This is a genomic window from Glaciecola sp. SC05 (assembly GCF_041380235.1).
Classification (GTDB): domain Bacteria; phylum Pseudomonadota; class Gammaproteobacteria; order Enterobacterales; family Alteromonadaceae; genus Glaciecola.
This window is the reverse complement of sequence record NZ_JBGIYY010000002.1, coordinates 283,470-308,019: the sequence shown is the minus strand read 5'-3', so window position 1 is coordinate 308,019 and position 24,550 is coordinate 283,470. Positions and strand designations below refer to the sequence as shown.

General features: G+C 44.4%; 20 protein-coding genes. 8 read left to right on the top strand and 12 right to left on the bottom strand.

All coding sequences use genetic code 11. From position 1 onward, the window contains the following. Positions 1-155 precede the first annotated feature (155 nt). Positions 156-1,823 (top strand): aminotransferase class V-fold PLP-dependent enzyme, encoded by a 1,668-nt coding sequence (locus tag AB9H30_RS03160; protein ID WP_371193164.1) that lies wholly within the window; start codon positions 156-158, stop codon positions 1,821-1,823. Positions 1,824-1,869: 46 nt separating this feature from the next. Here AB9H30_RS03160 and AB9H30_RS03155 read toward each other — a convergent pair whose 3' ends face one another. Next, a complete protein-coding gene (locus tag AB9H30_RS03155) occupies positions 1,870-3,177 on the bottom strand; it encodes a glycosyltransferase (protein ID WP_371193163.1) in 1,308 nt (435 codons plus the stop codon). Between the two features lie 72 nt (positions 3,178-3,249). Between AB9H30_RS03155 and AB9H30_RS03150 the strand changes: the two genes are divergently transcribed. Together AB9H30_RS03150 and AB9H30_RS03145 are read left to right on the top strand one after the other, a co-directional pair. Continuing rightward, entirely contained in the window at positions 3,250-4,317 is a 1,068-nt protein-coding gene (locus AB9H30_RS03150) for a 2-dehydropantoate 2-reductase (RefSeq protein WP_371193162.1), read from the top strand. Next, the gene (locus AB9H30_RS03145) at positions 4,314-5,207 is read left to right on the top strand and encodes an HDOD domain-containing protein (RefSeq protein ID WP_371193161.1); all 894 of its coding nucleotides are present in this window, start codon (positions 4,314-4,316) and stop codon (positions 5,205-5,207) included. The genes AB9H30_RS03150 and AB9H30_RS03145 overlap by 4 nt, the downstream gene beginning before the upstream one ends. Before the next feature lie 82 nt (positions 5,208-5,289). On the opposite strand, the gene AB9H30_RS03140 is transcribed toward AB9H30_RS03145, so the two are convergent. Next, positions 5,290-6,093 (bottom strand): acyl-CoA thioesterase, encoded by an 804-nt coding sequence (locus AB9H30_RS03140; protein ID WP_371193160.1) that lies wholly within the window; start codon positions 6,091-6,093, stop codon positions 5,290-5,292. Between the two features lie 181 nt (positions 6,094-6,274). On the opposite strand from AB9H30_RS03140, the gene AB9H30_RS03135 reads away from it, so the two are divergent. Beyond that, positions 6,275-7,588 carry a spinster family MFS transporter gene (locus tag AB9H30_RS03135; protein ID WP_371193159.1) on the top strand — a complete coding sequence of 438 codons (1,314 nt, stop codon included), beginning with the start codon at positions 6,275-6,277 and terminating at the stop codon, positions 7,586-7,588. A gap of 39 nt (positions 7,589-7,627) precedes the next feature. On the opposite strand, the gene AB9H30_RS03130 is transcribed toward AB9H30_RS03135, so the two are convergent. Beyond that, on the bottom strand, positions 7,628-8,785 hold the full coding sequence (locus tag AB9H30_RS03130; RefSeq protein WP_371193202.1) for an alkane 1-monooxygenase: 1,158 nt from the start codon (positions 8,783-8,785) through the stop codon (positions 7,628-7,630). A gap of 148 nt (positions 8,786-8,933) precedes the next feature. On the opposite strand from AB9H30_RS03130, the gene AB9H30_RS03125 reads away from it, so the two are divergent. Both AB9H30_RS03125 and AB9H30_RS03120 read left to right on the top strand, forming a co-directional pair. Continuing rightward, positions 8,934-9,953 carry a helix-turn-helix domain-containing protein gene (locus AB9H30_RS03125; protein ID WP_371193158.1) on the top strand — a complete coding sequence of 340 codons (1,020 nt, stop codon included), beginning with the start codon at positions 8,934-8,936 and terminating at the stop codon, positions 9,951-9,953. Beyond that, entirely contained in the window at positions 9,950-10,789 is an 840-nt protein-coding gene (locus AB9H30_RS03120; protein WP_371193157.1) for an alpha/beta fold hydrolase, read from the top strand. The genes AB9H30_RS03125 and AB9H30_RS03120 overlap by 4 nt, the downstream gene beginning before the upstream one ends. Before the next feature lies 1 nt (position 10,790). Here the strand turns inward: AB9H30_RS03120 and glgC are convergent, their stop codons facing one another. Next, the gene (gene glgC, locus AB9H30_RS03115; RefSeq protein ID WP_371193156.1) at positions 10,791-12,059 is read right to left on the bottom strand and encodes a glucose-1-phosphate adenylyltransferase; all 1,269 of its coding nucleotides are present in this window, start codon (positions 12,057-12,059) and stop codon (positions 10,791-10,793) included. Positions 12,060-12,203: 144 nt separating this feature from the next. Further along, a complete protein-coding gene (locus AB9H30_RS03110) occupies positions 12,204-13,079 on the bottom strand; it encodes a mechanosensitive ion channel family protein (protein ID WP_371193155.1) in 876 nt (291 codons plus the stop codon). Between the two features lie 116 nt (positions 13,080-13,195). Here AB9H30_RS03110 and AB9H30_RS03105 point away from each other — a divergent pair, with 116 nt between their 5' ends. Beyond that, positions 13,196-14,365, top strand: a complete 1,170-nt coding sequence (locus AB9H30_RS03105) for an MFS transporter (protein WP_371193154.1) — start codon at positions 13,196-13,198, stop codon at positions 14,363-14,365. A 58-nt stretch (positions 14,366-14,423) separates the two neighbouring features. Here the strand turns inward: AB9H30_RS03105 and AB9H30_RS03100 are convergent, their stop codons facing one another. The 6 genes from AB9H30_RS03100 to AB9H30_RS03075 form a co-directional block, all read right to left on the bottom strand. Further along, a complete protein-coding gene (locus AB9H30_RS03100) occupies positions 14,424-15,332 on the bottom strand; it encodes a hydroxymethylglutaryl-CoA lyase (protein ID WP_371193153.1) in 909 nt (302 codons plus the stop codon). A gap of 14 nt (positions 15,333-15,346) precedes the next feature. After that, positions 15,347-17,344: an acetyl-CoA carboxylase biotin carboxylase subunit gene (locus AB9H30_RS03095; RefSeq protein WP_371193152.1), complete on the bottom strand. Its 1,998-nt coding sequence runs from the start codon at positions 17,342-17,344 to the stop codon at positions 15,347-15,349. Next, positions 17,334-18,128, bottom strand: coding sequence for an enoyl-CoA hydratase/isomerase family protein (locus AB9H30_RS03090; RefSeq protein WP_371193151.1), 795 nt, complete (start codon positions 18,126-18,128; stop codon positions 17,334-17,336). The genes AB9H30_RS03095 and AB9H30_RS03090 overlap by 11 nt, the downstream gene beginning before the upstream one ends. Positions 18,129-18,141: 13 nt before the next feature. Beyond that, entirely contained in the window at positions 18,142-19,749 is a 1,608-nt protein-coding gene (locus tag AB9H30_RS03085) for a carboxyl transferase domain-containing protein (RefSeq protein WP_371193150.1), read from the bottom strand. Between the two features lie 122 nt (positions 19,750-19,871). Then, the gene (locus AB9H30_RS03080) at positions 19,872-21,041 is read right to left on the bottom strand and encodes an isovaleryl-CoA dehydrogenase (protein WP_371193200.1); all 1,170 of its coding nucleotides are present in this window, start codon (positions 21,039-21,041) and stop codon (positions 19,872-19,874) included. Then, positions 21,041-21,436 (bottom strand): MerR family DNA-binding transcriptional regulator, encoded by a 396-nt coding sequence (locus tag AB9H30_RS03075; RefSeq protein ID WP_371193149.1) that lies wholly within the window; start codon positions 21,434-21,436, stop codon positions 21,041-21,043. The genes AB9H30_RS03080 and AB9H30_RS03075 overlap by 1 nt, the downstream gene beginning before the upstream one ends. Before the next feature lie 127 nt (positions 21,437-21,563). Between AB9H30_RS03075 and AB9H30_RS03070 the strand changes: the two genes are divergently transcribed. Then, entirely contained in the window at positions 21,564-22,736 is a 1,173-nt protein-coding gene (locus AB9H30_RS03070) for an acetyl-CoA C-acyltransferase (RefSeq protein ID WP_371193148.1), read from the top strand. 129 nt (positions 22,737-22,865) lie between these two features. On the opposite strand, the gene AB9H30_RS03065 is transcribed toward AB9H30_RS03070, so the two are convergent. Further along, positions 22,866-24,521, bottom strand: a complete 1,656-nt coding sequence (locus tag AB9H30_RS03065; RefSeq protein ID WP_371193147.1) for a DUF342 domain-containing protein — start codon at positions 24,519-24,521, stop codon at positions 22,866-22,868. Positions 24,522-24,550 lie beyond the last annotated feature (29 nt).

Below are 24,550 nucleotides of genomic sequence, written 5' to 3'. Positions count from 1 at the left end.
CTACTAGAAAAGTCAGTAGTGTAGCAAATCGTGTTTTACTCATGGTAATTATTCACACAAATTTGTGCTTTAGCTTGTCAACTAATGTGATGATGTGAGCAGAAAGGGTATACTTTCTACTTGTCGACGGCCTCATAACTTACATTTGAATAAACATGTCATACAGAACGCAATTTAGCTTTTTTAAGCAAGCGCACTGCGCTGTATATCTCGATAGTGCAGCTACCACACAAAAACTAGATGCGGTGAGTCAGCGCGTAGATGACTTTTCGCGCTTGAAAAATGCCAGTGTGCATCGTGGTGGTTATGCCTTAGCGACTCAGGCAACTACAGAATTTGAAGATGCCCGAAGTGAAATTGCACAATTTATCCATGCCAATAGTAGTGATGAAGTAGTGTTTACCAGCGGCGCAACTGAAAGTGTAAATATGATCGCTCAAGGCCTGCATCCGAATATGCTGCGCGGCAATACGATCTTACTAAGTGAGAGTGAACATCACGCGAACATACTACCTTGGCAAGCCCTCGCAAAACGACTAAACCTTGTAATTAAAGTATTGCCACTGGAAGTAAATGGCGTATTTTCGAAAAGCACATTGCAAAGTTGGCTGAATGCTTTTACAGATGATGTTGCCATATTTGCCTGCGCTCATGTGTCGAACGTGCTGGGCAATATTTATCCGATTCAAACACTTTGCGAGCATGCTACGACTATGCGGGCGATTAGCGTGATCGACGGCACGCAAGCGCTTGCCCATTTGCCTGTTGACGTGCAAAGCCTAGGCTGCGATTTTTACGTGTTCAGTGGTCATAAAATGTATGCCCCCACGGGTATCGGTATTTGTTGGGGGAAGCGTCATCTGCTAGAGGCTTTAGACCCAAGTAAACTGGGTGGCGAAATGGTTACAAATGTTAGCTTTACTGATTATTCAACTCAGCCACCCCCGCTAAAATTTGAAGCCGGTACGCCTAATATAAGCGGCGCATTGGGTTTGCAAGAAGCCTGTCGATTTCTTAACCGTAACTTTAAGGGCATTCAAAGCCATGAGCATGAACTATATCAATACATGCTTAATGAACTCGCTAAGTTTCCAGAGCTCACCATACTAGGAAATCAACAAAGCAGTATTGGGTTGCTGAGTTTTTGTTGCGCGACAAAAGACAACCACAGTATTGCGATGCAGCTATACTCGCAGGGAATCGCATTAAGATTTGGCCAACATTGCGCCATGCCGCTTTTCAACGCGCTAGGCATAGACGCCTGTCTGCGGATCTCAATCGGATGTTACAACGACTATAATGATATCAATCGCTTTATAGAGGCTTTACAGAATGCCTTGAGACAAACTCATTTAACTGACATTGAACAAGTTGCGCTGTCAAATCATACTCGCCAAACAAACAAAGAACATAAGCTCACTTCGGATTATCACTGGGAAGTAAACATCAAACATGCCAAGAACTGGTCTGAAAAGCACAGACAGCTATTATTGCTCAGTAAAGCGCTTCCATTACTAGAGCCAAGCAATAGAGTCCCTAGTAACGCTGTGCAGGGCTGTGAAGCAAACGTCTGGTTACATAAAGCAGAGCATTCTGGGGAGCTTAGGTCATATTCAGACAGTAAGGTTATCCGCGGCATACTTGCAGTCTTGCTGTTAAAGCACAATCACCTGCTTGAATCTCAAAGCAAACAACACGCAGCACGCTTCGATTATCTTGAATATTTGAACAGCCTAGGATTATCTGATTATTTTAGCACTGGAAGAAAAGATGGCGTCAGGTCAGTCGTGATGAAAATGAGAGTGCTCTACGACCCGTCATAAAATGATGGCAAACATTCGCTAAAACGTAACATAGACAATTAATTTTTTAATTATCTTGCTGGCGCGCATTTTTTGCTGCTATCCATTGGCTCATGTATTGATGGGTTTGTAAGCTATGATAACTCACTAATTGCTGCAAAAAGTTAGCCGCTCGATTTACCCCAACATTGGCGATACCGGTCTCAACAGCAGTTATTAAACGCTGACGATTGGTCTCGGTGTCAAAGTTTTCCTTTAAGATTTGTCGCATGTTGCGTTGCATTTGCAGGAGTGTGTCAGGACTGGCCAAGTAGCTGTCTATGGCTCCTTGAATGAAAGCATCGCGATCAGTGGCCTGTAGACCAGGCCAGTCACTGAATTCAATGCCTTCAGTACCGATGGGGGTAGTAACGCTGGGTAAACCGCATCTGAGTGCGTCGACGATTTTGCCTTTTACACCTGCCCCAAATTGGATTGGAGCGAGCAGTACTTTTGCCTGTTTTAATACCGCAAAATGATCGGGTATGTGGCCATGTACATGCAGTCCTTTTTTAGGATTATGCAGCGCCTTAATTTTGGGTGGTAGATATGAACCATAGATATGGCAGTTTGTGTCAGGTAATGCTCTAAAAATAGCAGGCCAAATATGTTGCACTAGGACATTGACCGCGTCGATATTTGGAGCATGGCGAAAATTTCCGATACTAATAAAGTCTTTGCGGACCTCTTGCTTTGGAATGCTAACAACAGGGTCTTCAGTTTCAAGCAAATACGGTAGATGCAGGACATTTGTTTCAGGTACATTAAACCGAGATATTAATAGGTCTTTCTCAAACGCAGAAAGCGTCAGTACTAAATCGCAGCGATAAATACAGGCCATTTCTCTGCTGGTAGTGTCGCTGTAGAATATCGCGCTGTGTTTGGGCTTTGCTGTGGCATCAGGAATAAGGTATTCAGCGTTTAAGGGTTGATATCCAGTGCTTTTGTATAGTTGATGCCTTGCATGCCTTAAAAAATGTAAATCTTCACAATCTAGTATTCTTAAGGCCTTTGGCGCTGACTTAATGACGCGCCATCCAAATTGCTCTTCACTTAAAAAACGGTCAAATACAACAACATTGGGTTCTAGTGCAGTCACTAAATCGTCAAAGCAGTCGCTATTTAATAGAATTTGATGGGTACTGACATTCAGTGCGCTGATATCTGTTGATAGTGGTGACAACTGCGCTGCGCTTGCAAAATGAACGTTAAATCCAGCAGCAACGAATACCTTTAAGTAGCTTATGATATTTTGGCTGGCAGCGGTAGACGTGATCTCAGGCCATACAAATCCGATAAAAAGTATTGTGTGGTTATTTTTATCATTCACTTGCATATCGCTCACTTGTGTCATAGAACAGAGTGTAAGGTTTACCGTTGTTTTGTTTGACCCCTTTTGGAGGCCATATTGACCGCAAAGATATCACAGGTAAGTACAAATAAGCATGCCCATCACCTTGTTTTTGGTGCCGGGCTAGTAGGGTGCTATATCGGGGGTGCGTTGGTTCAGGCTAAGCAAGACGTAACGCTTGTTGGTCGACGACGCTTTATGCAGCAAATCCAGACCAATTTTGTGATTTCAGACTACACCGGCAATCGCGTAAAAGTGTCTCCAACGCCGCAATGTTTAACCATTGAAGATATAGGCGAGTCAGTAATCGCAGATGTTATTTGGCTAACGGTTAAATGCACTGTGCTCAATGACGTAATAGACGATCTGCGGCCTTTGGTCGACAAAAACACCATTATTATTTGTTGCCAAAATGGCGTCAGTACCCACCAAAGTATCGCAAAAGCTTTTGTCCACAATCACGTTATCCGAGCGATGGTGCCCTTTAACGTGGTAAATGATGAACACGGTGTATTTCATCGTGGCTCTCAAGGAGATTTAATCTTAGAAGTCATCCCGGCTCTCGATAGCGCCACTAAATGGTTAGCTCGACAACTCAATACAGACATTTTACCTGTGAATATTAGCTACCACATGAGCGCTTTGCAGTGGGCAAAACTGCAGTTGAATCTGGGCAATGCTGTCAATGCTATGGCAGATATTCCGGTAAAAGAAATGTTAGAAACGGCGGTATACCGAAAATTTATCGCAAAACTGATGGAGGAATTGCTGGCTATCACCGACAAACAGAAAATAAAGCTACCGAAAATTGCAAATTTGCCGAATACATGGATACCAAAAGTATTAAAGCTACCAGACAGGCTATTTAAGTTGGTTGCGCAAAAAATGCTTGCGGTTGATCCTAAAGTCAAGACCTCTATGTGGTGGGACCTCGATCAAAATAAACAAACCGAGATTGATTTTATCAATGGAAAAGTGGTGAGTCAGGCGAAAGTATTAGACATGACTGCACCGGCAAATAAATGGATGGTATCTGTAGTTCATCAAGCGCAGGCAGGCAATCGCTTAAGCGCAAGTGAATTTAAGGATGCCTTATTGCAATTTGAGCAAGAGCAAAAGATATGACAAACAAACTTAGTATTGTAGATAACGGAGCAGACAGGCCTTTTATGAACGCAATTGAATACTCTCAAAAAGCTGCCGAACTATACGCAATACCTGAGACTGCATCGATGATCAAGCGAATGTCAGATTCAGGCAAAGCTAATGTCCAGGATATCGCGAGTACGGTAATGCTTGACCCAGGCCTCGCGGCTCAAATACTAAAATTGTCGAACAGTTCGATTTATCGCTTTTCTCGCAAAATCGAAAGCGTAGAGAAAGCGATTCAGGTAATAGGTGTGAGAGCAGTCTACGACTATGCCTTAGTGTTTAGCGTGGCAAATGCTTTAGGCAAAGATCAAGCACGCTACATCAACGTCGACGATTATTGGAAACAAAGCTTAGTCTGCGCGTTTATGGGAAAACATATTGCTAAGCTGTGTGGTGAGCGAGATATTCATAGGGTCGTTACCAGTGGTCTACTGCACAATGTGGGTGAGCTGGCGGTATTACGAGTTAACCCAAACACCGTTCGAGACTGTAACCGTTTTGGCGCAACGGTCAAGCCAAAGCAAAGCCAGCAAGATGTATTGGGCTTTAGTTACGCAGAAATTTCAGCTTCATTGCTGCAGCGATGGATGTTACCCGATTCGATTGTATCAACGGTAGCCATGCAGCATCATGATGATGGTCCGTCGGTGACCATGGAATCACAAATCATGCAGTTAGCGTACGAACTGTCTTTAGTAATGGCCTACCCAGACTATTATCGAATAGACAAGCATGTGCCGAGCTTTTTATATCAATGCCTAGATTTGCACGCAGAGCAGCTAGTCGGCTTATTTGATACAGTAAGAAAAGAATGCGACGAAACCTTAAAACTGTTTAGTAAAAGTGTTAGTCAAGCCGCTTAGTCAAGAAGCAAAATCGCGACAACCTACCTCAATATCACATCTTCAATCAATGCAGCCGAGACTATACATTTCGGCTTTTTTGTTAATCAAAGACCGCAGTTGTTTGTCGAGATAGCGCGATAACTTTGCCGTGCGCATCCCAAATAGTCGCTTCAGTATGGCCATATCCATCAGCCGCTTGGCGAGTATCTTCTTTATAAGCAAACCAGTCGGTTGGCGTCAATGCACGATGCGGGTAAATGAATTCCATATTCCAACTGACAGTGCTAGCAGGGGCAGGCCATCTGAGCTGTTGAATTAGGGTAGGCGGCCAAGCATCAACCATCGCGATGATATGTCCTTCATTCATGCTCTCTGTTGGCTTTTTAAAGCGCATCCAGCCGTAATAATTACTTTCTTTTTTACCAGTAAAAGGTAAGCCGCCAGATTCAATCGAAAGATCAAAGTGTCGTAAAAACTTAGGCGTTACTTTGGGGATATTAGGAATGAATTTAGCTTTTTCTGGCAGGTCCATATTATGTTGGTCATTGTTTTCAACAAAGGTTTTAGAACTTCGAGCTTTAGCAAAGCATAGTTGTGAAAGCACACAGTTTTTGCCGTCTTGAATTGCTCTAGTCAATATTTGCGAGACGTTTTTGCCTTCGCGCACAATCTCCACATGGATCGTGAATGGCATATCAAACAATAGTGGCCCCACAAAATTAGTAGACATCGAGCGTATGAGTCGGTCCTCATCAACATAGGGTTTAGCTGCGGCATATAGCATTGCAGCAGACAAACCACCGAACACTGTGCGCCCTTGAGACCAGTCTTTGGGGATAGTGATCGGTGCATCGGGTTGCTGTCTTTGGGCACTAGCGATTGCCATTAACGAATCAAAACTCATATTTCGCCTAATTTTTAGTGGTCGGAGTAGTTGTTAATATATGCTTACGAGCTTATAACTCAAGTAGTTCAACCTTATTTGGATGTATAGGTAGGATCAATGTTTACAAATAATTTACAAAAATTAGAACATTATTCATGTTTTCGTATATCGTGAGGTACAACTCAAGGGAGAGTGATAAATGTCAGAGAGCGTCGCAACAACAAAAATAGAAGAACGACCTTCCAACGGATACCGAAACTATGTGCTGTTTATTCTCACTTTAGTTTACGCATTTAATTTCGTCGACCGACAAATTATTGGTATTTTATCTCCATTTATCAAAGCCGATTTAGGTTTAGATGATTTTCAGCTAGGTTTGCTTAAGGGCTTTGCTTTCGCATTGTTATATACGATTGTTGGAATACCCATTGCCTGGTTAGCCGACCGCTATAGCAGGGTAAATATCGTCGCTATCAGCTTGACCGTATGGAGTGGTTTTACGGCAATATCTGGTTATGCCGCTAACTTTACCCAACTGGCTATTGCGCGAGTGGGTGTCGGCATTGGTGAGGCCGGCGGCAGCCCGCCATCGCATTCGATGATATCAGACCTGTTTTCACCCAGTGAACGCGCAAAAGCACTGGCTATTTATTCATTAGGCATTCCTTTTGGCATCATGGCGGCTTACTTTGCTGCAGCGTTCTTTTCGTCAGGTGGCGAAACAAACTGGCGAATCGTTATGATTGCGGTAGGTATACCGGGCATTGTGCTGGCAATAATAATGAAACTGACCATTAAAGAGCCCGCGCGGACCGTGGTTAAATCAGGCCCTGCACAAATGAAGCTGCTTACCGCTATTAGTACTTTATTGCGCATTCCTACCTGGTGGGGCATGTGTCTTGGTATCTCATTCGGTTCTTTTGGCAACTACGCTATATCTGCTTGGATCATCGACTTCTACGTGCGTATTCATCCTGATATGGGCATCCAAACTCTGCTGATTACCTTTGGTATCATCAATGGTACGGCTTATGCTGGTGGCGTTTGGATAGGCGGCGTAATAGCTGACCGATGGGGTAAAATAGATCGTCGCGGTTATGCTTGGTTACCTACCATTGCAATGATTGTTGGCGTGCCTTGTTTTGTGATGTCTCTTCACGTTGGCAGTCCTTATATGTCGATGGCGTTTATGACCGTATTGCTATTTGGTAGTGGTATGTATCTAGGGCCATGCTTTGCAATTGCGCAAACCCTTGCGCCGGTGAATGCTAGAGCAATGTCGACCGCGCTGTTCTTTTTTGTATTAAACATTATTGCCTTAGGTGGCGGCCCGACCTTTGTTGGGATTATCAGCAACGAGTACACAGAGTCAATGGGCTCTGGTGAGGCGTTGCGTTTCTCAATGACCCTGCTGACGGTGCCATATGTGCTATCGATCATCACGTTTTATTGGGCGTCGACTACTATCAGAAAAGACTGGGATATAGCTGAAAAGGCCCAAGCAGAGGCTTAGCTCTGCTTGGGTTAATGTTTGGATGAATTGGTAACAGGCTTAGTATATGAGCGAACGAATGAAGTCGTCGGGCCTTTGCTGAGCTTGCCGCCTTAATATTTCCCGCTCGTTTTCATTGGCAAAGTGAGCATCCCAATGCGCTAGCTTTGGCTCCATTAGTTTAAACCAAAGTGGTGGTATCAAGGTCAAACCAATAGTTGAAAGGTAACCACTGATCATCAAGGGTGCTTCCTCCATGGGCTGCAATTTTTCAAAGGGAACGGCACCCTGAGCATGATGGTGACTATGACGGGGCAGATTGAACATCGACCAACAGCTCACCTTGCGGTTTGAATTCCAAGAATGCTTTGGTTTAACCGGTTGCTTTGGGTCACGCACTAAACCATAGTGCTCTAAGTAGTTAACGATTTCGAGTATGATCTTTGCGCTAAGGCCAATTGCGATAAACAAAAGTGCTCCCTGCCAGCTCGCTACAGCTGCGGCCAATACCAGCCAAACGAGGGTCATTACTACACCGCGAAGAAACTGATTGTGAACACTAAAGATTGATTGGTGCTTGCGTGCAAGGCGCTTGCGTTCAATTTTCCAAGCAGACAAGTTTGTGCCTATGATCGCTCGAGCTACGTGGGAGTATACATTTCTGCCACGCGGGGCAGTCACTGAATCTTCTTCAGTGGCGACTTTAGCGTGATGATGAAACACATGCTCAATTGAAAAGTTAGCGTCAAAACTCAGGGCCATCAGCCAGCGCCCGGTGCATACCGCAACTTTACTGCGCAAGCGGTGCACTAGCTCATGACCTACTACGGTGGCGGCGCCTGTTAGTAAAAGCCCGCAAAACACCGCACTGATCAGCAATTGCCAAAGCGTCGTGGACTGTTTAGCCGCGACTAAGTCATAGCCAAGGATCTTTGAAATACTTGCCATAAATGACCAGTCGTAGGGGGTAACTAACCACATTGCGATGGTCAACATGACTACCGATAGGGGCAATGCACTGTAAAGCATCACATCCAAAAAAACTGTATTTTTTAACTCTGGAGTAGACAAGTCATCACCTAAAAAAGCATCGCCTAAAACATAAATACCTATAAACAGTAAAAACCCTAGCCAAATAAAATGACCGCCGAAAAGCATAAAAACGCAGCCAATTAATATGGTTAGAAAATAGTGAAAAAACTTTAAATAATGAAACATCACATCAACTCCTTGTTTTGATGAGTTCACAATGCCATTGGCGTAAATATTACGTGATAGCTAAAATTGACAATGAGGGGTCATTTGTTGCCAATTCTATCTAATTGACTTACCCTGCACCTCTATTTTAAATGTCATCGAGCGTTTCATGGCGGTAAATAAGCTCCCGGGCTTTTATTTTGGACACTTGTTTAATGTGCTTAATGAGCACGCTGTTCCTCTTGAGCAGTGGTTAGCAAGATACAATTTAAGTAAACAAAAGTTAATGCAGCCGGGTTCAAATATCAGCACAGAGCAATTTGACGGCTTGATCCACGATGTATTGACGCAAACCGAAATACAACACCTTGGTCTACTAGTTGGTCAGCGTCTGCATATCGCTCATCATGGTGCCTTTGGTTTGGGGATCTTAAATGGTCGAAGCCTCCGTGAAATTATTGATTTTGTTCAGGAATACCTGATTACCCGAGTGCCGTTTATTGAAATAACCACCTTTGAAGAAGGTAATGAAATTATTGTCTTGGCAAATGACTCGCATTGGAGCGGAGCAATGCATCGTTTTGTTATTGAAGCGGTAAGTCTCGCGATGTTTAATTTGTTTTTAGCCCTAAAGCAGCGTCATCCTGAGATTAGTATCAATCGACTTTTTTTTGATTATGATAAACCCACATATCATAAAAAATATCAGCTCTTCGCCACTTCAAGTATCGAGTACAATCACGGCTTTAGCGGCTTGGCGTTTGACTTAAAGTGGGCAGATTTTGCTCTCAAAGATGTTGACCCAATGAGCTTTGAGCAGGCTAGGCAGCTTTGTGAAGCTGAAAAGCTTAAATTTAGTCAACACATGAGTGTTTCAGGCCGCGTTCGTCAATGTATTATCGCAAATGAATCTGAATTTCCCTCACTGCAAGCGATTGCTGACAAATTGTTCATGAGTCCTCGAACGCTGCACCGAGAATTGGCTAAAGAAGGCACCAATTTTAAAGAGATTGTAGAACAATTTCAGGCGAAAAAAGCCAGAGAATATTTGCTGGCCTATGGCTATCCTGTGAGCAAGGCCGCAATGCTATTGGGGTATTCAGATACCGCAAATTTTCGCCGCGCATTTAAGCGCTGGTATGGTTGTTCACCTTCCGAATATTTAAATAATGAGAGTCAATCTGAATGAGAGATCAACAAGCAACGACTCTAATTGAGTGCTCCAGCACAACTAAGCTAACAGCACATTTTGCCCATGCCAACGGTTTTCCTGCCGGAAGCTATCAGGTACTTTTTAAGTATTTAGAATCGGAGCTATCGTTGTTCGCGCTGGATAAATTTGCGCACAATCCTAAATTCCCACTTAATGATAATTGGGGTAATCAGGCCGATGAACTCATCGATTATGTGGAACAGCAAGGAAGCGGCAAGGTGCTTGCAATAGGGCACTCATTTGGTGGTGTGATTTCGTATATTGCCTGCTGTAAACGACCTGACTTATTTAATGGCTTAATTATGCTTGACCCGCCGGTTGCTGCTGGGCTCGCTCGACATATTTTTCGTTTTGCAAAAAGTAATCGACTTATTTATAAGCTAACGCCCGCGAGAATAACGCAAGTGCGAAAGCAGCGTTGGCATAAAGATGAAGACCTGGTTAAATACTTTTCGTCGAGAGGGCTATTCAAAGATATGGATAAACGCTGTGTTGAAGACTACATCAAAAGCGTAACGGCACTGCGAGGAGACCAACGCCACCTGTTATTTGATCGTGATATTGAAGCCAATATATTTTTAACTATCCCGCACAATCTTTCGGATTACTATGGAAAGTTGAAGTGCCCAGCAACGCTCATTACGTCTCGTTTTACCGACGTGTGCGTGCCGCGATTAAGAAGGCCTTTCTTAAGAAATAATCCGACTATGGAACATTTGGAACTGCCGCTTGGCGGGCATATGTTTCCGCTAGAGCATCCTAAAATGGTAGCTGAAGCGATTTCAACTACCATCAATAAGTGGCAACTCTAAGCTAGCTTGTTGAGTCTTCCAGAGCGTTGAGCATTTCTCTGGTGACCAATACTACGCCGCCTTCAGAAACTCTAAACCCGCGTGCGCGGTCTTTATCATGGTCTATACCGATTTCCATGTTGTCTGGAATGTGGCAACCGCGATCAAGGATAGCCTTACGGATATGACATTTTTGACCTACTTCAACCCCAGGCAAAGCAACGGTTTCTTCCATCACACTATAGGATTTTACACGCACGTTTGAGAAGCAAATTGAGCGGCGTAAGGTAGCCCCCGAGATAATACAGCCGCCAGATACGACTGAATTCAAAGCCTCTCCGCGTCGGTCTTCTTGTTCCCAAACAAATTTAGCCGGCGGCAGTTGTTCTTGGTAGGTCCAAATTGGCCAGTTTTTGTCGTATAGGTTTAGCTCGGGGATGGGTGCAACCAATTCCATGTTGGCCTCCCAATAGCTATCAAGGGTTCCCACGTCACGCCAATAAGAATCATTTTTAGCACTTTTTCGAAAATCGAAAGCAAACACTTTGTAATTATCGATAATACTCGGAATAATATCCTTGCCAAAATCATGATCTGAGTCGGGGTTAGCACCATCTTTCTCAAGTTGTTCAAATAAAAACTCAGTATCAAACACATAGTTACCCATAGAGGCTAAGCAGTGTGAAGGTTCATTTGCCAAAGGCGTTGGATTTTCGGGTTTTTCGATAAAATCACAGACTTTATTTTGATCGTCGACCGAAATAACGCCAAACGCGTTGCGAGCTTGTTCAATCGGCACGGATATGCAGCTCACCGTCATCTGTGCGCCAGATTCAACATGTTGCGCGAGCATTGGGCCGTAATCCATTTGATAGATATGGTCGCCCGATAAAATCATGACATATTTAGGTAATTCATCGCGAATGATATCGATGTTTTGATATACCGCATCGGCAGTACCCTGATACCAATCTTCTGAAAAGCGCTGTGATGCGGGTAGCACCTCAATCGACTCGCCTAATTCTTTCTTAAAGTGCCCCCAACCGCGAACCAAATGTCTGATCAATGAGTGTGATTTATATTGAGTTAAGACGCCGACGTTACGGATACCTGAATTGACGCAGTTAGATAAAGGAAAATCAATAATTCGGAATTTGCCGCCAAAATATAAAGCCGGCTTCGCTCTCCATTCTGTTAACTCGAATAAACGCGAGCCTCTGCCGCCTGCAAGCACTAGTGCATAGGTATCGCGGGTTAAATTACTGATATAACGATTACTGATACGAGACATAATATTTCCTTTGTCTATTTAATATGACATGTTTCAAATAGCGTAAGTAATAAGATTACCCTTAAATGATTAAAAAAGTAACATGATAATTCGATTTATCGGGAAAGTTTGGCATAAGCAAGTAATGCAATGAGCGCGCTGAAACTACTCGTTGCTTACACTTTCGACTCTGCGGCGTTCTAATGATGGTGTATGACTGACTTCTTGGTGCCAAAGCTTAAAAAACTGCTGAGTAATTTTTTGTCTCAGTGAAATACTTTGTTCGATGGGACAAAATAAATCCACTGAGATACAAATTTTAGCGAACTGATTGGTATTAACAGAAAAGTGTGGCTCTACAGGAATAAACTCAACGTCTAAACGTTTTTCGATTACTCCTTTGTAGCGTTCGGCTACGTCGATAAATTCCCTGCAATAATCCAAGGCGTCGGCTTTAAGCGTTTCTACAATAGGGAATACATCGATAGTCGGCTCACAGGTAATGGTAAAGCTACTGAGGGTATATCGTCTTAAAAAGTTAAGATTGCGCACGGGTTTAAGTAAAATTTGGTGATTAGGAATGAATAAATGTTTGCCGGTATAGCTGTTGGTATGCTGGTCGACCTCAAGCAAAGTGATTTTAGTCCAGTCAGCGGCAATCACTTCACCAACCCCTTCGTTAATTTGAATCCAGTCGCCTATTCGAAATGGGCGCGCGCTCACGTAATAAAAATAACCTAAGTAGCATTGCAAATACTCTTTGGTAGCAAACACAATGGCGAACATAAACGCTGCAATCGAAAACGCGAACGATTGAATCTCACTTGCCCACAGTACGATTAAGATAAACACTAAACTGATGTTTAGGGTATTACGCATGGTATTTACTTTAGAACGATACCCAGATTTTTTCTTTCTACTACGTTTGAGTATCACTGAGCGAAGTACGGATTTAATAAGCCCTACAGCGATAATTAAACCAATACTGATTACGCCCTTTTCAATGGTGGGGTCTGCCATATAATCGGTAAATTCGATCATATCGATCCTTTTTGCGCTGTGTGCGTTACAAATAAGGCTAACGCTACATCATTCTAATTTCGGAGATCCTAACGCGAATCAATGTACTTTAATAGAAGCATTTTGACAGTGTCCAAATGAAAAAAAGCTCCCGATTAGGGCTCATATTGGTAGGAAACAAGCTTAGCGATACCTTGCTGTCGGCAAAGACTACGCTGCCTACGTTACTTTCTAGTGCAGGTGCGCCTGCATGGATGGCGCAATTACTAGTGCCGATAAGAGAGTCGGGTTCGTTGCTACCGCAAATGCTGTTTGCGTACTTACTTCGCCGTACTGCACGAAGAGATATTGCTTGGCAGATAAGCATGCTGGTCCAATTTATTGCCGGTGTTGTGATGATGATAATCGGTTTAAGCTTTGAAGGCGCAATAGCCGGATATGGAGTCTTATTAGCCTTACTGTTAATGAGCTTTTCTCGAGCACTTTCCTCCTTAACTACTAAAGATATTCAAGGGCAGCATATAGAAAAAGGCAGTCGTGGCAAGCTTCTGGGCAGTGCATCTACTGTTTCAAGCGCAATTAGTATTGCGGTGGCACTCGTTGCGCTGTTTGGCTCACAACACGTGCCTAGCGATAAACTCATAATCGTCGCGGCAATTGCGCTGACCACTAAGCTTATGTGTATGTGGTTAATGCGGCCATTAAAAACCTATGTAGATACCCAACAGAGCCCAGTTTCCAAGGGGCTGTATTTTGATATGCCGCTCGCAAAATTTGTAGCGGTAAGGTCCTTGTTTGCTCATACCGCGTTGCTTGCGCCTATATTTGTGTTGAGCTATCAAGGCGATATGCTGAACATCTTAGCTTATTTGATTATTGCGCAAAGCTTCGCAAATTTTGTGTCTTCCTATATTTGGGGATGGGTATCAGATGTAAGCGCATTAAACTGCATGCGAGCAGGCAGCATCGTAGCGATTTGCGCTGCATGCGCATTATTGCTGTTGCCAACTAGCTATCCTGATATTAGCAATAACGCTTGGTTTATTATTGTTTTATTTTTTGTATTAAGTGTTGGCCATCAGGGCGTAAGAACCGGCCGTAAAATATATAGTGTTGATATCGCTGAGCAGCAGCATCGTACTGAATTCATTGCGACATCTAACACACTTGTTGGTTTGAGCATTATTGCCTTGGGCGGGTTATACGCGCTTATAAATGCGTATTCGAGCGAGCTTAGTTTACTGCTTATGTCAGCTGCCTTATGTTTAGGCCTAATAGGCAGTTTGTTTTTAACTGCAGAAAAATAAAGCGATTAAACTTTGCATAAGCTGGCTCTTGCTTTGCTATTGTAAAGGCGTATTGGTATTAACTAGATAAGGCAATACCGGCCTTAGCGCCATTTTGACGGTCTAGCTTAACGCTAATGTTATGCCCAACCTTGATAAGCTTACTCAGGTCAACACCCGTTTCGATGTCCATGTTTGACAACATATACAGTAAATCTTCAGTCGCTAAGTTACCTGAAGCACCTTTTGCATAGGGACATCCACCTAAACCTGCTACCGATGCGTCAAAGTTTGAGATGCCGTGCTGCAGGCCAATCAACACATTAGCCAAAGCCTGCCCATAGGTATCGTGCATGTGTAATGCTAGATTATTCATTGGTAACTGACTGAGTAAAAGTGACAATAATTGAGAGGTTTTTTTGGGAGTGCCAACACCAATCGTATCGCCCAGAGACACTTCGTAACAGCCAAGCGAGAGCAATGTTTTGCTCACCTCTAAAACCGCCTGTGGCGAAATCGCACCTTCATATGGGCAACCTAACACGCACGATACGTAGCCTCGCACCGGCATCCCAGCCAGTTTTGCGGCCTCTATTACCGGTGTAAAACGCTCGATGCTTTGCTCAATGCTGCAGTTAATGTTCTTCTGCGAAAACGATTCAGAAGCCGCCCCAAACACGGCTACTTCGTTGGCTCCTGCGGCAACAGCGTCTTCAAAGCCACGCAGGTTGGGAGTAAGGGCACTGTATATTACGCCGTCTTTACGCCTGATGCTTGCAAGTACCTGACTTGAGTTAGCCATCTGCGGTACCCACTTTGGCGACACAAAACTGCCGGCCTCTATTCGCTGAAGGCCGGTATCTGAGAGTGCATTGACTAAAGTGACTTTATCTTCAACCGTTAGCGGTGTTTTTTCATTTTGTAGACCATCTCTTGGGCCAACCTCAACGATGCTGACTGAATTTGGCACATCTAAAACTAGGCTCATAAACAAGTGCTCCTTTATTCCTCTAGCTTTTCTAGATCTAGCAATATCGCACCGCCATCTACACGGTCACCTGCAGCAAAATAACACTCAACTACTTTAGCGTTAAATGGTGCTTTTAGTGCATGTTCCATTTTCATTGCCTCAACAATTGCGATGGTGTCACCTTTACTAACGATATCGCCGGGCTTGGTAAGCATATTGACTAATGTGCCGTTCATAGGGGCAACAATTCCGCCTGCGGAGCTGCCGTGGTCTTCGTCATCAAATTCGGCTACTGGAAGAATCACTTTTATCTGCTTGTGAGCGGTGTAAATACTCAATTGATTACCCAATAGTACTGCGGTGATTTGCATCTGCAAAATGCCTACCTGAATACTTGTATGAATTTGAGTAAGCCCGTAAGCGTCTATTTTTGCATTGATTAGTCCGGTGACCAGCAGTGCATCATCCTCGACGTGCATAGACCAAGTGTTTTGGTCCACTCGAGTTGCGGCAATGTCATAAGTATGCTCAGCAGCTGTGAAGTGAATACTTTTTTGTTCACGATGATTCAGCCTGAATCCTGAAAAGTCTGAAAATGCGCCGATGCCACGCTGGGCTTGCGCTTGTAAAATGACAAAAGCTGTTAATGCCTGCAGATGGGGTTCGAGTGTTTCTTTATCGCTTTCTAAGGCATCACTGTGACGCTCTACAAAGTCGGTGGTCAAATCTGCGAGTATGAATGCATCGCTTTGTGCCACGCGCAGCAAATAATCGATATTGGTGTTGACTCCCACTATATGATAATCATGCAAAGCTGATGTCAACTTTGCTAGCGCTTGTTGACGGTCTTTGCCGTGCACAATCAATTTCGCAATCATTGGATCGTAATAAATAGAAACCTCGTCGCCTTGCTCAACGCCGGTGTCTACGCGAATGTCTGGGCCAACAGGCGGTTTTAAGTAACGCAGTAAACCGGTTTGTGGCAGAAAGTCGTTATCGGGATCTTCTGCATAGATCCGCGCCTCAAAAGCATGGCCGGTAAGTGTCAATTGCGCTTGAGTTTTGGGAAGGGGAAGGTCGTTAGCAACATGAATTTGCCATTCGACTAAGTCTTCACCGGTGATCATTTCAGTAACAGGATGTTCAACCTGCAGGCGGGTATTCATTTCCATGAAGTAAAAACTACCATCACTATCGAGTAAAAACTCTACGGTTCCCGCGCCTGAATAACCAATCGCTTTGGCTGCCTTTAATGCGGCATCGCCCATTTGCTGACGAATGTCAGCAGACATATTCGGGGCAGGTGCTTCTTCAATGATTTTTTGATGGCGCCTTTGCACACTGCAGTCGCGTTCAAACAAATACACACCATTCCCATGATTATCACAAAAGACCTGTATTTCAACATGCCGCGGTTCAGTTAAATATTTCTCGATAAGCATGTGCTGATCGCCAAAGCTAGACTGTGATTCACGTTTGGCCGCTTCTAAAGCGCTATGAAAATCGCTGTCCTTCCACACTTGGCGCATGCCCTTGCCGCCACCACCTGCAGCCGCTTTAAGCAATACTGGATAGCCCATTTTCTTAGCTTCTTGATGCAAAAAATCGGCATCTTGATTGTCGCCATGATAGCCGGGTACCAGAGGTACATCGGCTTTTTCCATGATAGATTTGGCGGCTGATTTTGAACCCATTGCACGAATGGCATCAGGTCCTGGCCCGATAAACACGATATCGTTTTTAGCACATGCCTCAGAGAACCCCGCATTCTCAGATAAAAACCCATATCCAGGATGGATTGCATCAACATTTAAATTGAGTGCGACGTCTAAAATAAGCTCTGCTTTTAAATAGCTTTCACTAGCGGCAGCAGGACCAATTAAAACCGCTTCATCAGCCATCAATACATGTTGTGCGTTGGCGTCAACCTCAGAATATACAGCCACTGTAGAGATACCTAAGCGTTTCGCAGTGCGCATCACTCTGCATGCAATTTCGCCTCTATTGGCGATAAGAATTTTATTTATCATCTTGCGCTATCCAATTGGCTTTGCGTTTATCTAAAAAAGCGCTTAGGCCTTCTTGCCCCTCTTTAGATACGCGTATTTTGGCAATGACGTCACTTGTAAAATCAATTAAGTCGGTGTCGATAGGCCGTCCCGCTACAACGGTAGCCAAGGCTTTAGATTGGCTTACGGCTAAGGGGCCATTTTTGAGTATGTTATTTATAATTTCATCAATGGTAATGTCTAGGTCTTCCTCGCTAACCGCTTCGTTAATCAAGCCTAAGCGTCTAGCTCGCTGAGAGGAGATCACTTCTGCTGTCATAAACAGACGCTTTGCTTCACGTAAACCCACTGCGCCAATCACATAAGGCGATATTGTGGCGGGAATTAACCCGAGTTTAACTTCGCTTAAGCAGAACTTGCTTAATTTGGAGCCAACCGCAATATCACAACATGCTACTAAACCTACTGCACCGCCAAAAGCAGCGCCTTGCACTCTAGCTATGGTAGGCTTGCTAAGGGTATAAAGTTTATTCAGCATTTTTGCTAACTGGTCAGCGTCGCGCTTATTTTCTTCATAGGCATAGCTGGCCATTTTTTGCATCCAGTTTAAATCTGCCCCGGCGCTGAATGATTTGCCTCGAGCTTGTAAGATCATCACGCGAACGCGGTTATCGCTGTCGACTTGTTCGAATACATCAATGAGCGATTGGATCACATGCTCATCAAAGGCGTTATGAATATCAGGCCTATTTAATGTCACACGGGCCACGCCTTTTACGTCAATTTCTAATTCTATGTTTTGCATAATGATACCCTGATTACATTCTAAACACGCCAAACTGCGTGTCTTCGATGGGTTTATTTAAGGACGCTGCGAGTGCTAAGGCTAATACTTTACGCGTATCTGCCGGATCGATGACTCCGTCATCCCATAAGCGTGCTGAAGCAAAATATGGATGACCCTGCTTTTCGTAGGTATCAATCACAGGTTGTTTAATCGCCTGGGCTTGTGCTTCAGTGAATGTCTCGCCCGCACGCTCAGTCTGCGATTTCTTGACCTGTGCGAGCACACCTGCGGCTTGTTCGCCGCCCATTACTGAGATTCTGGCGTTAGGCCACATAAACAAAAAACGTGGGTCGTAAGCACGTCCACACATACCATAGTTGCCGGCACCAAAGCTGCCACCAATTAATAAAGTGATCTTCGGCACTTTCGCACAGGCCACCGCGGTGACCATTTTTGCGCCATGTTTTGCAATACCACCAGCCTCATATTGCTTGCCTACCATAAAGCCAGTAATGTTTTGTAAGAAGACGAGGGGAATTTTACGCTGACAGCATAACTCTATGAAGTGCGCGCCTTTTTGTGCAGACTCTGAAAAAAGGATGCCATTGTTAGCTAAAATCCCCACCGGATAGCCGTCGATATGGGCAAATCCACAGACTAATGTTTCGCCATAGAGTTTTTTGAACTCGTCAAACTCACTGCCGTCTACTACTCTGGCAATGACTTCGCGCACATCGTATGGCTGTTTGGTATCTTTTGGAATGATGCCATATATTTCATCTTCATCGTAAAGCGGCGCTTTGCTGGCTTTGCGAACTACGGCTTGGACAGACGGGCGGTTTAGGCGTGCGATCGCGTCTTTCGCGATTTGCAGCGCGTGAGCATCATCTTTGGCAAGATGATCGACTACGCCAGACGTTCGGCAATGCACATCGCCACCGCCTAGCTCTTCGGCCGTGACAATTTCACCGGTAGCGGCCTGCACTAGGGGAGGGCCACCTAAAAAGATAGTGCCTTGCTCTTTGACAATAATTGACTCGTCTGCCATGGCTGGCACGTATGCGCCACCGGCAGTACATGAACCCATGACCACGGCAATTTGTGGAATGTTTTGAGCAGACATATTAGCTTGATTAAAAAAGATGCGCCCAAAATGCTCTTTATCAGGAAATACCTCATCTTGGCGGGGTAAGTTAGCACCACCCGAATCTACTAGATAGATACAGGGTAGGTGGTTTTCAGCGGCAATGGTTTGCGCACGAAGATGCTTTTTTACTGTTAACGGATAATACGTACCGCCTTTTACGGTAGCGTCATTTGCTACAATCATACAGCTTATGCCAGAGACCTGACCAATCCCTGCAATAACGCCGGCGCAAGGCACATAATCATCATAAACTTGATAGGCAGCCAGTTGTCCGATTTCGAGAAAAGCAGTGTTAGGGTCAAGCAGTGTCTCAATGCGATCTCTTGGCAGTAACTTGCCTCTTGATGTATGACGTTCACGGCTACTTTCACCACCGCCAAGCATGAGTGTTTGAACGACCTGATACAGGTCGTCAACTTGCGCCTGCATGTGCGCTTTGTTCTGCGTAAATGCTTCGCTGTTGGGATTAATTAATGTTTTAATTACCGGCACAAAGACTCCATGGTCTGTTAGTTTATATGCTAATGCGCCATATCATCTTTAGCATGAATGGCGCATCGGTTGATATAACATTTGTTGCAACTAGCAACTTATTTTTGGGTCAACTAAGCGGGTTATGCCGATTCGTTGAACAGTTCACGACCTATCAGCATACGTCGTATTTCTGAGGTGCCTGCACCAATCTCATAGAGTTTAGCGTCGCGCAATAGACGTCCGGTCGGATATTCATTGATATAGCCATTGCCGCCTAGCAACTGAATCGCGTCTAGCGCCATCTTTGTGGCTAGCTCAGCTGAGTACAATATTGCACCGGCGGCATCTTTACGCGTAGTTTCTCCCCGATCACACGAGCGAGCAACTGCGTAAACATAGGCACGTGCTGCATTCATTTGGGTGTACATATCGGCCACTTTACCCTGCACTAACTGGAATTCGCCGATGGATTTGCCAAACTGTGTGCGGTCATGAATATAAGGAACAACCGCGTCCATGCATGCCTGCATAATGCCTAAAGGGCCTCCAGATAGTACTAAGCGTTCGTAATCTAAACCGCTCATCAAAACCTTTACGCCACCGCCTTCATTACCCAAGATATTTTCAGCAGGAACCTCAGCATCGACAAACACCAGTTCACAGGTATTAGACGAGCGCATGCCCAGCTTGTCGAGCTTTTGAGCCTGCGTAAAGCCCGGAGTGTTTTTTTCAACGATAAAAGCGGTAATACCCTTTGAGCCTGCAGTCACATCTGTTTTCGCGTAAATAATAAATGTGTGCGCGTCTGGACCATTGGTGATCCACATTTTGTTGCCATTTAAGATGTACTTATCGCCTTTCTTATCAGCGCGTAGTTTCATGCTCACCACATCTGAGCCAGCATTCGGTTCGCTCATTGCCAAGGCGCCAATGTGTTCACCCGATACTAACTTCGGCAAATATTTTTCTTTTTGCGCCTGACTGCCGTTTTTATGCAGTTGGTTAACGCAAAGGTTAGAATGCGCGCCGTAGCTCAGACCGATGCCGGCGCTGGCCCGGCTGATTTCTTCCATCGCTACAGTATGCGCAAGATAGCCCATATCTGATCCACCAAACTCTTCACTAACCGTCACCCCTAGCAATCCCATATCGCCCAATTTAGGCCACAGTTGATTCGGAAAACTGTTAGCTTCATCTGACTTTTCAGCGAGCGGGGCTATTTCGTTTTGGGCAAAGTTATAAACATGGTCTCTGAGCATATCAATGTCATCACCAAGACCGAAGTTAAGCGTAGGATACGACGCGTTAATCATGCAACACCTCTTGTTAAGTCGTTAAGTTCTTCTTTACAGCGCGCTTCAACATCATTTAACTCATTCATTAGCATTTGAATGTCGTTTAACTGCTGTTCAAGCACCGCGCGTTTTTGTTCGGTAAGCTGCAGCATAGTTTGTAGTTGCGCTGCAGAATTAGGATTAGTATCGTACAGTTCGAATAATTTGCTAATTTCGGCTAATGAAAACCCCAAACGCTTGCCGCGCAAGATCAACTTTAAGCGCACTTTATCTTTGGTATGATAAATACGCGACTGGCCTTGGCGAAGGGGTTCAAGTAATCCTTGCTCTTCATAAAATCGAATGGAGCGCGGTGTTATGTCGAAGTCTTTCGACAATTCGCCAATGGTATAAGTGGTGTTGTCTGACATAGCGTAATTTTCAAATTAATCTGCAAATTTCGATTAACATGAATAATGCACTTTACGTTTACGTAAAGTCAAGTTAACGTAAACGTAATGTGAAAATATTTATCATTTAACAAACAGGAAACTGAATATGAGTGGATCAGTAGTGATTGTTGCAGCAAAGCGCACGCCAATGGGCGGGTTTATGGGTGCCTTGAGTGAAGTCTCATCACCCTCATTAGGTGCTGCTGCTATCAAAGCGGCAATTGCTGACGTTGCTGTAGAAAGCATCGACGAAGTGATTATGGGCTGTGTGTTGCCAGCCGGTCTTGGTCAGGCGCCTGCGCGTCAGGCGAGTCTTGGAGCGGGCTTACCAATGAGCGTTGGTGCAAGCACAATCAATAAAGTATGCGGCTCTGGAATGAAAGCGATCATGCTCGCTCACGACCTTATCAAAGCCGGCAGTGCGCATGCGGTGGTTGCCGGGGGCATGGAAAATATGTCAGGAGCCCCTTATTTGTTAAGCAAGGCTCGCGCAGGCTACCGTATGGGGCATGGACAAACCTTCGATCATATGATGCTTGATGGTCTCGAGAATGCTTACGATGGCAAAGCTATGGGCTGTTTTGCACAAGATACTGCCGATGCTGAAGGCATCACTCGTGAACAGATGGACGAGTTTGCGGTTAGCTCTTTGAGCAAAGCGCAGGCGGCAATAGCATCCGGTGCGTTTAAAAATGAGATCACGCCGCTTACGGTAAATACGCGTAAAGGTGATGTTACAGTTGATACCGATGAGGGGCCTGGTAATGCCAGAGTCGACAAAATTCCAACGTTACGTCCCGCATTCAAAAAGGATGGCACCGTCACTGCTGCAAATTCGAGTTCTATCTCCGATGGTGCTGCGGCTCTTTTGGTGATGTCTGAAGAAAGAGCAAATGAGCTGGGCTTGAAACCCTTGGCGAGAATTGTCGCTCACGCGACGCATGCCATGAAGCCAGAGGCGTTCACAGTAGCACCAATTGGCGCTATTGAGAAAGTTTTGAGCAAAGCAGGGTGGACAACAGACGATGTAGATCTATTCGAAATCAATGAGGCCTTTGCCATGGTGACTATGTTGGGCGTCAATAAACTGGGCCTAGACAGCACCAAAGTAAACGTTAACGGTGGTGCGTGTGCACTTGGTCATCCAATAGGTGCTTCAGGCGCGCGCATTGTGGTGACCTTGTTACATGCTTTAGAGCAAAAAGGCTTGAGTAAAGGCTTAGCGGCGCTATGTATAGGCGGTGGTGAAGCGACGGCGCTGGCGGTAGAGAGATTATAAGTAACATTACAAATGGCAATGGTTGCTCAAATGTAACTAGACCACAACTATGGTTCCGCTGCAGCAGTGCCCTAATGATAGGTGTGGTGTAGGCGGCGGGATTACTATTGTGGGAATTGCAGGGGCCTTCTAAATAATGGGTTGATATTCCCAAGCTCCGTCAACCAGCAGTATGCGAGACTTCATGGTTTCTTTTTGAGCACGATATATCCGCTTGTTAAGTTTCACAAGTACGCCAGGAAATAATTCTTTGTTGGCAATGATACGAGCATTACTTTCATAGTCTTTTTTCGCTAGCTCAAGGTCACCCTGCATTTTTCTCAGCCAGTTAATTAAATGCCGCTCTTTACCGATGCAAGCATCCAATTTTTTAAGTTTTTTACGCAGATGAGGTGGGTATTTTTTTGCGTTGATTTTACTTAATTTGATCTCATGATCGACATTTACTGACGTCAATGCTTTTAGCAGGTCGTGTACAGATTCTAAATTATGAATGAGGTGATTATAGCCCTCAGAAAAATCCACTTCTAGCACACTGCCTGATATTGCGCCCACGCTACCGGCCCTGATACTGTTGTAGGCATTAATTTTACTGGCAAACAAATTGCCGCTCGGGTTCTCAGGGTCTCCGATAAACAGTTGCCCTTTGCAAGTCACGTTGGAGTATGCAAGCTGTCTTTTAACATTGAAGTTTTTATCAACTTGAACGTGTAATCCTTGGCCATGCTGAATGAAGATATTTCCTTTAGCAATTAACTGGCAGTCTTCTTCATTCATTTTGCCCGTTGCGCCCTGGGTGATAATGATGTCTCCGCCAGCTTGAATAAATGCCGATTCTACAAAGCCATTAATGGTGACGTCGCCCTTGGCAATTATTTGCATATTTTCTGTGACATCGCCATTAACAATCACAGCACCTTCATAGATTATATTGCCTGTACCAACATTCACACCCTTTGAAACGTAAGTGTCGTCAATCGACATCAAATCGTTTTCAAACTTGGGCTGACCTGCTAATGCCGATAAAATCAGATTTTCGTCAGCGTCGGATATTTTTGTGTTTTGGCCAAGCTTAATATCGACCCATGCGCCTTTTTTTGCTTGTAAGGGCTTGTTGCTCACAGTATAGCCAAGGCGTCCGTTAGTAGGCGGAATTCTTTTTGCCACCGCTTGATCTGGACTAACGCAGAGTACGTCCCCTAAATTACGCATATCGACTTTATCACCGCCCTTTTCTTGTGGACGTAAAATACGGTCAAGTGCGTTGGGTACTAGCGGTCTAATTTTAGACGCCTTACCATCGCGGGCGGGTAAACCTATCGCAATTATTTCATTGAATTCTTTTCCAGGCTCACTTTCTATGGCATGGTTGAGCAGGTTTTGAACTCGTTTTTTACTGATCCCACGAGTGACACCTTTATAGGCCAACATGTCTTTTACTTCTTGATACGAGGGTTGTTTACCGCTTGCATTTGATACCACTGACATACTTGCCGACATGTGGTCGGGTGCCAGTGAAATTGTAATCGTATCTTCGGTATTTTCTTCTACTACTTTGCCGATTGGGCCAACTACTTTGTCAGAGACGCCTGTGCTTTTTGCTTGTTCAAGCAAAATAGCCAATGCTTTGATAGCAACTTTATCGAGTTCACAATCTTTATAATCGGTCTTTGAAATTAAAGCAGCAAAAGACGCTTCGCTGCAAAGGTCTTCAAACAAGAGAGGATCAATGCTCGCAACAAGGTCGTTAGTAACCGAATTAATACTGAATGTAATACCGCTCATGTCGTTTGTTAGGTTACCTTTTTGCTAAT